This is a genomic window from Nannocystis exedens (assembly GCF_002343915.1).
Taxonomy (GTDB): domain Bacteria; phylum Myxococcota_A; class Polyangia; order Nannocystales; family Nannocystaceae; genus Nannocystis; species Nannocystis exedens.
In genome coordinates, this window is the sequence record NZ_NETK01000001.1 from 3479192 (window position 1) to 3492869 (window position 13678).

The 13678-nt window shown below is 70.1% G+C and carries 10 protein-coding genes and 1 tRNA gene; 4 read left to right on the forward strand and 7 right to left on the reverse strand.

Annotated features, from left to right (window positions below; all coding sequences use genetic code 11):
• Positions 1-4: 4 nt before the first annotated feature.
• Complete coding sequence (locus NAEX_RS13645; RefSeq protein WP_096327939.1) at positions 5-1636, reverse strand: amidohydrolase family protein; 1632 nt, start codon at positions 1634-1636, stop codon at positions 5-7.
• Between the two features lie 680 nt (positions 1637-2316).
• On the opposite strand from NAEX_RS13645, the gene NAEX_RS13650 reads away from it, so the two are divergent.
• On the forward strand, positions 2317-3441 hold the full coding sequence (locus tag NAEX_RS13650) for a trans-sulfuration enzyme family protein (protein WP_096333606.1): 1125 nt from the start codon (positions 2317-2319) through the stop codon (positions 3439-3441).
• Positions 3442-3680: 239 nt separating this feature from the next.
• On the opposite strand, the gene NAEX_RS13655 is transcribed toward NAEX_RS13650, so the two are convergent.
• The 6 genes from NAEX_RS13655 to pyk all read right to left on the reverse strand — a co-directional run bounded on the left by NAEX_RS13655 (position 3681) and on the right by pyk (position 10046).
• Complete coding sequence (locus tag NAEX_RS13655; protein ID WP_170135698.1) at positions 3681-5453, reverse strand: FG-GAP repeat domain-containing protein; 1773 nt, start codon at positions 5451-5453, stop codon at positions 3681-3683.
• 549 nt (positions 5454-6002) lie between these two features.
• Positions 6003-6404 (reverse strand): RidA family protein, encoded by a 402-nt coding sequence (locus NAEX_RS13660; RefSeq protein WP_245913708.1) that lies wholly within the window; start codon positions 6402-6404, stop codon positions 6003-6005.
• Positions 6401-7084 carry a hypothetical protein gene (locus NAEX_RS13665; protein ID WP_096327941.1) on the reverse strand — a complete coding sequence of 228 codons (684 nt, stop codon included), beginning with the start codon at positions 7082-7084 and terminating at the stop codon, positions 6401-6403. Before NAEX_RS13665 ends, NAEX_RS13660 begins: the two co-directional genes overlap by 4 nt.
• Positions 7085-7406: 322 nt before the next feature.
• A complete protein-coding gene (locus tag NAEX_RS13670; RefSeq protein WP_096327942.1) occupies positions 7407-8270 on the reverse strand; it encodes a 3-hydroxyacyl-CoA dehydrogenase family protein in 864 nt (287 codons plus the stop codon).
• 189 nt (positions 8271-8459) lie between these two features.
• Positions 8460-8544, reverse strand: a tRNA-Leu gene (locus NAEX_RS13675).
• Positions 8545-8594: 50 nt separating this feature from the next.
• The gene (gene pyk / locus NAEX_RS13680) at positions 8595-10046 is read right to left on the reverse strand and encodes a pyruvate kinase (RefSeq protein WP_096333608.1); all 1452 of its coding nucleotides are present in this window, start codon (positions 10044-10046) and stop codon (positions 8595-8597) included.
• 650 nt (positions 10047-10696) lie between these two features.
• Between pyk and NAEX_RS13685 the strand changes: the two genes are divergently transcribed.
• From NAEX_RS13685 to corA, 3 genes are all read left to right on the forward strand, one after another.
• Positions 10697-11377, forward strand: a complete 681-nt coding sequence (locus NAEX_RS13685; protein WP_096327943.1) for a CAP domain-containing protein — start codon at positions 10697-10699, stop codon at positions 11375-11377.
• 94 nt (positions 11378-11471) lie between these two features.
• The gene (locus NAEX_RS13690) at positions 11472-12647 is read left to right on the forward strand and encodes a THUMP domain-containing class I SAM-dependent RNA methyltransferase (protein ID WP_096327944.1); all 1176 of its coding nucleotides are present in this window, start codon (positions 11472-11474) and stop codon (positions 12645-12647) included.
• A 30-nt stretch (positions 12648-12677) separates the two neighbouring features.
• Positions 12678-13658, forward strand: a complete 981-nt coding sequence (gene corA, locus NAEX_RS13695) for a magnesium/cobalt transporter CorA (protein WP_096327945.1) — start codon at positions 12678-12680, stop codon at positions 13656-13658.
• Positions 13659-13678: the final 20 nt, after the last annotated feature.

A 13678-nucleotide genomic window follows, 5' to 3' on the forward strand; every position in this document is an offset into this window, starting at 1 on the left:
GGCATCAGGGCAAGACGAGCTCGCCGCCCTTCATGACGCCATGGACCTTGTGGAGCAGCACGTCGATGTCGGTCAGCGGGTCGCCGTCGACCGCGACGATGTCGGCGAAGTAGCCGACCGCGACGCGCCCGACCTCGTCATCGACGCCGATGCTCTCCGCGCCGTGGATCGTCGCCGCGCGCAGCGCTTCGAGCGGGGTCATACCGGCGTCGATGAACCACTCGAGCTCGCCCTTGTTCTCGCCGAACCCGGTAAACACCGCGTCCGAGCCCATCGCGATCTTGACGCCCGCGAGGTGGGCCAGGTTGGTGGTGGCGAGGTTCAGCGCGATGTATTCGTCGAACTCTGCCTTCATCCCGGGGTCGTACTTGAAGTAGTCGAGGTTGTCCCGGTAATAGCGGTTGTGATCGATCGTCGGGACGTAGGTGATCCCCAGGGCGATCATGTCCATGAAGTCGACGGCGTCGAGGCCCTCGGGGTGCTCCATCGCGTCCGGCCCGGCCATGATCACCAGCTTCGCGGTGTCCGCGTGGTACGCGTGGATGGCGATCGGCTTGCCGTGCAGGTGCGCCTCGTCGACCGCGGCCTTCAGCTGCTCGAAGGTGAAGTTCGGCGTACAGGTGAGCGTGTCATCGCTGCAGCTGTCGGCGTACAGCTTGATCAAATCGGCGCCCTCCGCCACGTTCTGTTGGATCCGGTCTTTGATGTGCTGGATCGAGGGCACGGGTCCGCTGATGCCTCTGCCCGCGGTGTAGATCCGCGGGCCGACGAGTTTTCCCGCGGCGCTGTCGTCGCGCATCTTGGAGAGGATGGGCGTCCCGACGCCGGCACCCTTGTCGATCGCCGTGGTCACGCCGAGCTTGACCGTCTTCTCCGCCGCCTGGCGCGCCAGCGTGTCCACGACCGCCGGCTCATTGTTGACGAGATACCACCGCCGCGACCACGGGTCGGTGCCGGGCGCGTCGTCGGTCTGGTAGGAGAAGTGAGTGTGCGCGTCGACGAGCCCGGGGACGCCGCTGTAGGCCGACCAGTCGATGATCTCGGCGCCGGGGGGGATCTGGGCTTCGTCGGTCTCGATGGCGACGACCCGGTCGTCATGCACGATCACGATCGCGGGCTCGAGCACGCTGCCGTCCAGCGGATCGATCAAGCGCCCCAGCTTGACTGCGCGCACGACGCTCTCCCCGTCGGTCGTCGTGCCGTCCGTCGTCGTCGTGCCGTCCGTCGTCGTCGTGCCGTCCGTCGTCGTCGTGCCGTCCGTCGTCGTCGTGCCGTCCGTCGTCGTGCCGTCCGTCGTGGTGTCGGTCGAGACGCCCTCGGTCGTGGTGCCGGTGATCGAGACGCCCTCGGTCGTGGTGCCGGCCGTCGGGTCGCCCTCCGTCGTGGTGCTGGTGGTCGAGACGCCCGCGGTCGAGCTGCCGGTCGGCTCGGCCGTGGCGGACGCGCCGCCCGACGTGGACGAGGACAGCGAAGTCGACCCGCCGTCCGAGTCCGTCGGGTCGCCCCCCTCGGTGGTCGTGACGCCGCCCCCGGGACAGCCGGCGAGCGCGAAGATCCAGCATCCGAGGCTTCCGAGTCGAGTCGTCGTCTTGGAGAAGGGCCCTAATGCAAGCAGACGAAGATAAGAGTGGTGCACGTTCTATGTAGTACTACGAGCCGCCGATCGTTCGACCCGACGCAGCCTCCGGCGCATGATTTGTCGCACTGCGGTCGCGTTCGGCCTGGCGAAACCTCCGGCGGTCAGGGGCGGTCGCCGCCACCTCGCACGCCGGCGCGCAAACCCGCCCAAGCTGTTTTCGCGCGCCCTTCGGCGGGACGCAGAGCTCGCCGCCCTCGATCTGCGAGGGGGTGCAGAACGTGTTGCGCGACTGTCATCACGGCTCCTCGAACTTGCCGGACGCGGCGATGAGGTCGCCTGCCGTCCCGCTCCGAGCGTGTCGCGCCAGGTAGCGTCATCTTCGGACGCGTCGATGAAGAAGAAGTCGAGGCCGTGGGTTCGGGTACTCGGGTGCGACTGCACAAGGATGCCCCCGAAGGACAGATGGCTCGGCGTCGGGGGCGAAGAGGTGTAGCTCGTCGAAGATGCAACGACAGGGTGAACGGCGACGTGTCGCCGTCACGAAGCGCGCAGCCGCAGGCAGGCCCGAAGGCGAGGAGGATGGGCCGAGACCGCGGCCTCGTGAAGCACAGCCCGGCGCGGCTCCCGCCCACGTTCCAGCGTACCACCGGCTCGCCCGACGACTGTCGCGCGGCAGCCTGGGCGTGGCGACCACGGCAGCGGTCGCACGCCCTGACGACCGCGGTATATTCGTGAACATGAGCACGGACCTGCCTCTCTCGGGAATCTCGTCCGCCGACACGCTGCTCGTCGCGGCAGGACGCGACCGACGCCCTGGGGCGCCGCTCAACCAGCCGCCCGTTCCGGCCTCGAATTCCTTTCTCGGAGCCGAGCGTGCCTACTCACGAGACGACGGCACACCCACGTGGGAAGCGCTGGAGGAGGTAGTCGGGCTCTTGGACGGAGGTCATGCCGTCGCGTTCGCCTCGGGCATGGCCGGCATCGCCGCTGTCTTCGACCAACTGCCGGTCGGATCACAGGTCGTTCTCCCGGACGATTGCTATGCGGGCGTGGTCGGGCTCGCGGAGCAGGGGAGGCAAAAGGGCCTCTGGAGCGTCCGCAGATTGGCGGTCGACGATACGGAAGCGTGGAAACGGGCCTGTGCGGACGCAGACCTCGTCTGGCTGGAGTCTCCATCCAATCCGTTGCTGGCCGTGGCCGACGTGCGCGCCATCTGTTCGGCCGCGCGAAAGCCCACTGCCCTGGTAGCAGTCGACAATACGTTAGCGACCTCCCTGAATCAGCGGCCGCTCGACCTGGGCGCTGATGTCTCTTTTCAGTCGGCAACCAAGTTCATCGGGGGACATTCAGACCTCCTCTCTGGGGTGGTCACCGTGAAGCGTGCCGACCTGCGTGCTGCCCTTCAGCGCTCTCGTGAGTTGAACGGCGCCACGCCCGGCGCACTTGAGTCGTTCCTCGCCGTACGTGGCGCACGAACGATGGCGTTGAGGCTCGAGCGAGCGCAGACCAACGCGATGATCCTCGCGGAGCGCCTGCAAGCACATCCTCGGGTCACCCGTACCCGGTACCCGGGACTCACCAGTCACCCGACCTACGCGGTCGCACGTTCTCAGTTGAAAGGCTTCGGCACCATCATCTCGTTCGACATTCGCGGCGATGCTGCCGCGGCCGAAGCGGTGTGTTCGCGGGTCAGGCTCATCCACCACGCCACCAGCTTGGGTGCCGTCGAGTCGACGATGGAGCGTCGTGCAGGCGTTCCTGGCCAGGAGCACTTGCCCCCCTCGCTCCTCAGATTGAGCGTTGGGATCGAGAACGTCGAGGATCTCTGGACAGACCTCGCATCGGCCCTGCGGGACGAGTAGGTCCACTTGCACGATCCGTGCCCGGACCGAACGCCGCCCCCGCAGTCGTCGGCCACGTCGGCCGGGCGGCTCTTCCTCATTGTTGGACTCGACGAGGGTGCATGGGCGCCGGCACCGCGCGACCGGTGCCCATCACGCTGCTGAAGTCTCGATGACAGCACCCACCGGGTCGATGCGTCGCGCGCCTCGACCCACCGCCCTGCGCCCCGCGCGGCCGCAGAGCCCTCGAAGGGACCCGCCTACTGCGGCGGGATGCAGATCTCGCCGCCCTCGATCTGCGAGTTGGTGCGGAACGTATTGAGCGACTGCCACCACGGCTTTTCGAACTGCGGGATCTTGCCGTCCTCGCGCACGTTCGTGACGTGATACGTGTGCTGGTTCCAGATCCGTCGCGGCTGGATCCACCGGTCCTCGACGTCGCGGATCACCTGCACCGTCGGCGCCGTCTGGTTGCCGCCAAAGCCCGCGTCCGAGACCACCACAATCTCCGCCGAGCCGTCGTTGTCGACGTCGGCGACCACCGGGTACTCGGCCAGCGTGCGGGCGCTCCGCGGCACGTTGAGCAGCGGCTGGCCGTCGCCGTCGAACACGTAGAGGTTGGTCTCGTCGGCGTACATCGCCTCGGCGACGCCGTTGCCGTCGAAGTCGAACGCGGTGCCCGCCGCCCAGCCGCTGGCGTCCTGCACCGGCGCGAGCCAGTTGACCGTCAGGTCGCCCTCGAACATCACGTACGAGTTCGAGGCGCTGGTCGCCACCTCCGACACCTTGTCGCCGTCGAAGTCGTGGACCGTGCCGGGCCGGAACCACGACACCCCGCCGCCGGGCTTCTGATTTTGGTACTTCACCGCGCCGGTGTGCTCGAGCAGCGTGAGCCCGCTGCTGCTGTTGACCATGATCTCCGGCTCCGGGTCGGCGTCGAGGTTGGCGACCTGGGCGAAGCCTCGCTCGAGGTTCGGGTTCTGGTAGTAGACCGAGCCGTCGTGGTGGTACGCGTTGGCGCCGATCACGATCTCGAGGTCGCCGTCGCCGTCGAGGTCGGCCGCGACCGTGGTGAAGTTCTCGGCGAACCCGTTCTCGGGCAAGGTCACCACCGTCTGACCGTTGTGGTCGATGATCAGCTTGTCCATGCTGATCTCGACGTCGCCGTCGTTGTCGAGGTCGGCGAGGGTGATCGCGCCGCCCTGGCTGTGCGGGATGCCGGTGTTGTTCTGCCACTTGACGGTGCCGTCGTGCTCGAACGCGATCGCGGCCGACGGCCCGCTGAAGCCCGGCCCGGTGGCGGCGACGATCTCGGGCAGCCCGTCGTTGTCGATGTCGCCGATCGCCGGGTTGATCGACCACGTCAGCGCGACCGGGATCATGAAGTGCTGCGTGCCGGTCGCGCCGTCGAGCACGTAGATGTGACCGTCGTTCGGGAACTGGGTCACCATCACGATCACGTCCGGCGTGTCGCACAGGTCGATCTCGCCGTCGCCGTTGTCGTCGGTCAGGTTGGCCACGAGCGGCGTCACCAGCGACTCCTTCTCCAGCCCGGGCCCGTTCCAGCTCCACTGGATGTCGGGCTCGAACGCGTCGGGCGGCGCCTCCATCGTGCAGTCGCCGACCCCGCCCATGTCGTCGTCGGTCGCCTTGCACACGTCGACCGGGTTGCCGGTCGTGTTCGTCGTCGTCTCGGTGTCCTCGCCGACGTCGAACTTGGCCCCCGTGGTCCCGTCGCTCTCGCTGCTCGGCATCGACGTCCCGGTCGTCTCGCTCCCCCCCGTCGTGCTCGTGGTCGACGTCGTCGACGTCGTCGGCTCGCTGGTGGCGCTGTCGGTGCCGGTGCCCTGCTCGGTGTCGGTCCCGGTGGCGGTGTCGCTGCCCCCGGTCGTCGGCATCGTCATCGACGCGCCCGTCATGGTCGCGCCGGTCTGGCTGGCGCCCCCCTGCGTCGCCGTGGTGCCGCCGTCGTCGCCGCAGGCCGCGAGCAAGAGGAACATCGTCACCGGGAGCAAGCGAGTCGAAGTGCGCATCGGCGCGACGATACGCCGGCCCGCAGGCCACGACCAGATGGAATTCACCTGTCCCAAGAGCCATCGTCGCGGATTCGCCCCGCCGCGCGCCCGCGCCCGCGAGCTCGCCCCGCCTGCGCTGGCGAACTCGCGCGCGCGCGTGCCGACAAGCGTGATCCAGCGGCCGGCGACTGGGACGCGATCGCCGAAGCCCTGACCGCCGCGCTGCGACGCGCCGGGCGCAAGACCCGAGCCGTCCTGCCGCCGCTCGGCCCGACCCACGGGTGGCGATCCGCGGACGCGTGAGCGCCGGCCCGTTGCGGCTGTTCGGCGGCGCGCTCGACCTCCGCGCGATGCAGACGCGTCGCGTGCCCGGAGCTGGTTCGACCCTGCCCGGCCTCGCGACCTTCGCCTGCTTCCTCGCCGCGCGCATCGCCCGGCGGTGCCATTCCCACCGCGACGTCCGCCTCGTCCCGCGGGGCTCGTCGAGAGCCTGCCGAGCGCCAGACAAGATTCGGGAGACATGCCCGATAAGACATGCCCTCTCGAGCATGCCCTTACGAACATGCTTTATTCAAGCGGCGCGACCACGTCCGCCTCGATCTCGATCAGCATCGCCGGGTCGATCAGCCGCCGCACCTCGACCATCGTCGTCGTCGGTCGGTGCTCCCCGAAGAATTCGGCGTGGGCGCGCCCGTACTCGGCCCAGCGGTCGATGTCGGTGACGAACATCCGCGTCCGGGCGACCCGCGTGCGGTCGGTCCCGAACGGCCGCAGCGCCCGCTCGATCAGCTCGAGGCAGCGCCGCGCCTGCGCGTACGCGTCGCCCGGCGCGAACACCTTGCCTTCCTCGTCGATCGGCGCCGTGCCGGTCACGAACACCATGTCGCCTGCTCGCAACGCGCGGCAGTAGCCGACCTGCTGCTCCCACGGCGCGCGCGAGTAGACCCGCTCGAAGTCTGTCTGGCTCACGCCGTCACGCTAGCACGGGCGTCCGCGGGCGCGACGACCTCGCCGCCGCACACCCGCCGGCGCACCGTCGTGACCAGCCCCCACAGGCGCCGCGGCGCGCCCTCGATCGCCAGCGCTCGCAGCGTCGGCCGGTGATCGACCAGCACCACCGCGCAGGCCGCAGCCGCGACAGAGAACCACGCCGCGCTGAAGACCGCCCGCCGCCACGGCGACGTCGTCTGCCCGCGGAAGAACGCCGCATGGAACTCGAGGTGGGCCTCCTCGTCGCCGCAGATCTCCCGCAGCGCCTGGCCGATCGGACAGTCATTTTGCAAACGCTCGGCCAGCAGCCCGTAGAAGCTGATGCCGATGACCTCCGCGGCCAGCAGGACCAGCAACTTGAGCCGCAGCCCGAGCAGCCGGCGGCCGCCGACGAACAGGTGGTCGGTCCAGGTCGTGCGGCGCAGCGAACCGCCGAGCGCGCGGACCATGGCCGCCAGGATCCGCGCGTGCCGGCCCTCCTCCTTCACGAACAGCTTCAGCGCCGCGCGGTAGTCGGCGTCGATCCCGGCCAGGCGCGAGCGCTCGACCTCTCGCACGATCCGTCCTTCCCCGCTCTCACCGACCTGGAAGATCGCCAGCGACCGGACGAGCGGCGCGCGCCAGGCCTCCGGCACACCCTCGGCGGCGATCGCCGGCAACGGCCGGCGCGCATTGTCCTCGAAATGTCGTCTCCACGGGCTCCACATGCGAGCGCCTCCTGCGCTCGCTCATACGCCCGCGCCGGGGCCGTCCATGCCGGTCATCCCCGCGAACGGTCGCAACCGCGGCGCGAACGGTCGCGGTCCCGACCGCGACCTCGGCCTCCGCCAACCGCTCGCGCAGCGAACGGTCGTGGCCCCGCGCCCGCGACCGCGACCGCCGCTTCACCCCCCGCTCGCGCAGCGAACGGTCGCGTGCTCGCGACCGCGACCGCCGCTTCACCACTCGCGGCGGTCGCCCGCGCTCACGAGCGCGCGCCGCTCACCACTTGTAAAAACCTTCGCCCGACTTCTTGCCGAGCTTGCCGGCCGCGACCATCTCGCGGAGCAGCGCCGGCGGGCGGAAGTGGTCGCCGTGTTGCAGGTTGGCCGCCAGGTACTCGGCGATGTTGAGGCGCACGTCGAGGCCGACCAGGTCGGTCAGCTTGAGCGGGCCCATCGGGAAGCCGTAGCCGAGGCACATCGCCTTGTCGATGTCCTCCGCCGACGCCACCTGCTCCTCGACCATGCGGATCGCCTCGAGGCCGATCACCAGCCCGAGCCGGCTGGTCGCGAAGCCGGGCGAGTCGCGGACCACGATGCAGTCCTTGCCGAGCTTCGCGCCCCAGGCCTGCACGCTCGCCAGCACCTCGGGCGCGGTCTTTTGCCCGACCACGATCTCGAGCAGCTTCATCACGTGGACCGGGTTGAAGAAGTGCGTCCCGATCACCCGCTCCGGGCCCGGCAGTTCGGCCGCGATCGCCGTCACGCTGAGCGAGCTCGTGTTGGTCGCCAGGACCGCCGTGCTCGCCACGTGCGCCGCCACCTTCGTGAACAGCTCCTGTTTCAGCGCCAGCTTCTCCGGGATCGCCTCGACCACGAGGTCGGCGCCGGTGACGGCCGCCTGGAGGTCGGTCTCGCCGCGCAGGGCCGCCAGCGTGGCCGTCCGCTGGGCCTCGGTGACCTTGCCCTTGGCCACCCCGCCGTCGAGGTTGGCGCGGACCTTCGTCAGACCGGCCTCGACCAGGTCGGCGCGGACGTCGTAGAGGCGGGTCTCGAAGCCGGCGGCGGCGGCGACCTGGGCGATCCCGTGGCCCATGGTGCCGGCGCCGATCACGGCGACCGTGGAGATGGCGGACGCTGTCATGCCGCCCGGTTATAGCCCGACCCTGCCGCCCGCGAGCCCGGCAAACTCCCCGCCCCGCGTGAGGCGCGATTGCCTCCGCCCGTGCCGGCTCGCGGGCGGCGCGAGCCGCTCCGGTCCCGAGGGGGTCCCGGAGGGCCGCGACGGCGGCCGCAGGACCAAATCAAAACGCCGAGGAGAGCATCCTCGGCGTGGTGCGAAGGGAGGGACTCGAACCCTCACAGGTTACCCCACTAGATCCTTAGTCTAGCGCGTCTACCAATTCCGCCACCTTCGCGTGGCTTGCTGGCCTCCCCCCAGGGCTCGCCCAAGGGGAGGCGCTGTGTATCACATGTTCGGCGGGGGAGGCAAGCTCTCCCCGACCACGTGGAGCTTGAGGAGGTTCACGGACTTGTGATCTTTCACCGGGTAACCGAGGGTGATCACGATGCGGTCTCCGCGCGCCAGCATCCCGCGGCTCAGGATGAGCCTGTCGATGTCGACGAAGATGCTGTTGCCATGGGGGCTCGACACCGTGAACAGCACCGGGACCACGCCCCAGTAGACCGCGAGCGCCTGGTAGGTCGCCGGGTTGGGCGTGAAGGCGAAGATCGGGACGCGCGGGCGGTAGTCGCTGACGAGGCGGGCGATCCCGCCGGACACCGTGTACGTCACGATCGCCTTGGTGTCGGGCAGCGACTTGCAGCAGACCACGGCGGCGCGGGCGATCGCGTTGGTCGAGTGGCCGAGGTCGAGGTCGGACGGCTCCCGCCAGTAGCGCTCCTGGCGTTCGATCGAGCGGACGATCTTGTCCATCGTGTGGACGGCCTGCAGCGGGTACGCGCCCGAGGCTGTCTCTCCGGACAGCATCACCGCGTCCGAGCCGTCGAGCACCGCGTTGGCGACGTCGGACGCCTCGGCGCGGGTCGGCCGCGGGTTGCGGATCATCGAGTCGAGCATCTGCGTCGCCGTGATCACCAGCTTGCCGACGCGGTTGGCCAGCTCGATGCCCTGCTTCTGGATCACCGGCACCTCCTCGGGCCCGATCTCCACCCCGAGGTCGCCGCGGGCGATCATGATCCCGTTCGACACCTCGAGGATCGACTTCAGGTTGGTCACCGCCTCGGGCTTCTCGATCTTGGCCACGATCGGCACCACCCGCCCGAACTCCTCCATCATCGTCCGCACCGCCAGCACGTCCTCCGGCTGGCGCACGAACGAGATCGCCACCAGGTCGACGCCGAGCTCGAGCGCGAACCGCAGGTCCTCCTTGTCCTTCTCCGTCATCGACGGCAGCGACAGGTGGACCCCCGGCAGGTTGACGCCCTTGCGCGACGTCAGCATCCCGCCGGTCACCACCGACGTCTTGATGTCGGCCCCCTCGACGCCGGTCACGCGCAGCTCGAGCGCCCCGTCGTCCATCAGGATGCGGTCGCCCGGCTTCACCTCGCCGGCCAGGTGCGGGTAGTCGACCGTCACGCGGCCCGGCTCGACCTTGCTCTCGGGGTCGACGCTGAGGATGAACTCGTCGTTGACCTTGAGCTCGAACCCGGGCGCGGGGATCTTGCCGACGCGGATCTTCGGCCCCTGCAGGTCGGCGAGCACCGCCACCGCGATGTCGCGCGCCGACGCCTCGCTGCGGATCGTCTGGAACACCCGCGTGTGGTCCTCGTACGACCCGTGCGAGAAGTTGAGGCGGGCGACGTTCATGCCGGCCGAGATGAGCGCGCCGATCTGGTCCTGGCTCGAGGGACCGATCGTGCAGACGATCTTGGCGCGACGAAGAGGCGGAAGCGACATGGCGCGCATCATGCCATGACGCCCCCGCCTCGCCACATCCCGCCCGGGTCACGCGCTTGCCACGGCGCACACCTCCGGCCGCGCGCCGCGCGCGTCCGCTCGCGGGCCCGCCAGAGCTCGCCAGCCTCGCAATTCGCCTGCCCGCTTCACCGCGCGACGCCTGCGAACGCGCCTCCACGACTTGTCCCGGAGTGCGCCGATCTGCGGCGAGCCGACGGTCCGCGCACCAGCGCGAGTCGAGCGACCCGAGGTCGACCGGGGTGCCGTGATGCAGCCGCGCTTCGGATTCGCCGGGTCGACGACGACCTCGCACGGGGCCTTGGCGATCAGCAGCGACCGCAGCATCTCCGGCACCACGATGTCGGCGTCGAGCTGCGCCTCGCTGGTCTTGCTCGGCCTCGGCGGCCGGTCCTGCGCGAGGAGGCCGATCAGCAGCAGAGGAACAGCTCGAATCCGAAGAACACGGCGACCACGTCGAACACGCGCCGAATGTAGTCGTTCGCGGACGCGACATGGCCGCACGTCAGGCTCGAGCACGCTCGCGCACGGGGCCTCGATCGGGGCCGCGAGGCTTCCGGCTTGTACACCCGCTCCCCCGCGCGGCCACAGCCCGCGCCTGGTAGGTTCGCTCTCGCCTTACGGAGGCCGTCATGCGCAATTACGTCTCGCTGGTCCTGCTCGCGCCGCTGTGTCTCGCCGCTTGCTCCGACGGCAAGGATCCGCTCGATGGCCTCACCGCGGTCCCGAGCACCGACGGGCCCGGCACCGCCTCGATGAACGGCACCGGCAACGACTCCGCCACCACCTCGGACGGCGACCCGCCCGATCCGACCGGCACCAGCGCCACCACCACCGGGGCCGATCCGTCGGCCGGGCCGACCGGCGATCCCTCAGCCGGGCCGACCGGCGATCCGAGCTCGGCCACCAGCACCACCGGCGACCCGGGCGACCCGTACGAGCAGGCCCGGCAGCTCTGCGTCGACATCATCAACATGTACCGGGGCACGCTGGGGCTGCCGCCGTACCAGCGGTGGACCGACGCCGAGAGCTGCTCCGACGCCGAGGCCGCGGCCGACGGCCAGAGCGGCACCCCCCACGGCGCCTTCGGCATGTGCGGCGAGTTCGCCCAGAACGAGTGCCCTGGCTGGCCGAGCCCGGCGGAGCGGTCGCTGCCGGGCTGTCTCGAGCAGATGTGGGCCGAGGGTCCGGGCGAGGACTTCCAGATGCACGGGCACTACCTCAACATGTCGAGCGAGCAGTACACCATGGTCGCCTGCGGCTTCGCCGACGTCGGCGGCGGCAACCTGTGGATGGTGCAGAACTTCAAGTGAGGGGGGCTCGGCGCGGCGGGGGCAGCGACCTGCGACTTCACCTTCGTGGTCGCCGCGTTGTGATCGACGTCGCAGTCGCGCTAGACTGGGCCTGATGCGCGAGCTGTTCGCCGTGGCCCTGCCCGGGCTGGAGCCGCTGGTCGCCGCCGAGCTCGACGGGCTCGGCCTCGGCCCCGGGCGGGTCGTGCCCGGCGGCGTCGGCTTCCGCGGCGACTGGGCGGCGCTGGTCGCGGCCAACCTGCACTTACGGACAGCCACGCGCGTGCTCGTGCGCCTGGCCGAGTTCCCCGCCGTCAACTTCCCGGTGCTGTCGAAGCGGTTGGTCGACATCCCGTGGGAGGACCTGTTTCCGCCGCACGCGCCGGTCCGCCTGGCGGTGCGCGCCACCGCCCACAAGTCGCGCCTCTACCACACCGGCGCGATCGCCGAGCGCGTCCACCTCGCCGTCGCCGCGCGCCTCGGCAGCCACGTCGAGCTCGCGCACCCGCACGACGACGGCGAAGATGGCCCCGAGGCCAGCTCCTCGCATTCCACCGTGCTGCTGGTGGTCCGCCTCGAGCGCGACCGCTGCACCGTCAGCGTCGACAGCTCCGGCGACCCGCTGCACCGCCGCGGCTACCGGCTCGCCACCGCCAAGGCCCCGCTGCGGCCGACCCTCGCCGCCGCCTTGCTCGCCGCCGCCGACTGGCGCCCCGGCGAGCCGCTGCTCGACCCCTTTTGCGGCTCCGGCACGATCGCCATCGAGGCCGCCCTCATCGCCCACGGCAGGCCCGCGGGGGCCCTGCGCGACTTCTCGTGCGCCCGCTGGCCGGCGCTCGCCGCCGCCTACCCGGCCCTGCGCAAGGCCGCGGCGAACCTGTCTCGAGAGCCATGTCCCTACGCGCCGATCGTCGCCAGCGATCGCGACGAGGGCGCGGTCGCGGCGGCGCGCGCCAACGCCCAGCGGGCCGGGGTCGACGGCGCGATCGCCTTCTCCGTGCGCCCGTTCGCCGCCTGCGAGCCGTTCAGCGCGCGCGGCCTGCTGCTGACCAACCCGCCCTACGGCGTGCGGGTCGGCCGCGCCCGGACCTTGCGCGACCTCTACGCGCACATCGGGCACGTCCTCCGGGACAGGTTCCCCGCCTGGCGCACCGCCCTGTTGTGCCCGCCCGACCTGCGGGTCACCGTCGGCGTCCCGCTGCAGCCGGTGCTGAGCACGAAGACGGGCGGGCTCGCGGTCGAGCTCGCGCTGGCGGAGCAGGCGCGCGCCGACGTCCGATCGCGCGGGTGAGGCTCGCGGCGCGCGTGGTACCCTCGGCGGGTGTTCACGCTGCACGCCTTTCACCCGACGCGCGGGCACTGGAACGAGACCGACCTCGGGGCCGTCTCGCGGCTGTTGGCGGAGCCCGACGTCACGATCTGGCTCGACCTCCAGGACCCGACCGACGAGGAGGCGCGCGTGCTCTCGGAGGTGTTCCACTTCCACCCGCTGGCCATCGAGGACATGCTCCACGACTACGGCCACCCCAAGCTCGACGTCTACGACGACTACGTGTTTTTGATCGTCCACGGCGTCGACTTCCACAGCCTCGACCTCGACAACGGCTTCGTCGTCAACACCCTCGAGCTCGACATCTTCGCCGGCCCGCGTTACGTCGTCACCCACCACTCGGACAATCCCCTGCGGTCGGTCAGCGAGCTCCACCGCGACGTGTGCGACCCCTGTCATCGCCCGTGGATCTCCGTGCGCGTGCTGCACCGTCTGCTCGACCGGCTCGTCGACAATTACCTGCCGGTCATGGACAAGATCGGCGCCCGGCTGGACGTGCTCGAGGACCTCATCATCCACCGGCCCGAGCCGGAGCACCTCGAGCTCGTGCTCGACGCCAAGAAGACCATCAACCGCCTGCGCCGGATCACCGGTCACCAGCGACTGATCTTGGAGTCGCTCGCGCGCGGTCACATCGACCTGATCCCGCGCGAGAGCATCGCCTTCTTCCGCGACATCTACGACCACTTCGTGCGCGTCGCCGACATCTCTGAGGCCAACCGCGAGGGCGTGCAGGCGGCGGTCGAGGCCTATCTGTCGGTCTCGGCCAACAAGACCAACGAGATCATGAAGGTCCTGACGCAGATCTCGACCGTCATGCTGCCCCTGACCTTCATCGCCGGCATTTACGGCATGAACTTCGACATCATGCCGGAGCTGCGGTGGACCTTCGGTTACCCGTTCGCCCTGGGCTTGATGGCGGTCACCGCCGCCGGCCTCATCCTCTGGTTCCGGCGGCGGCACTGGCTGTGACGCCGCACTGCAGCGCCCGG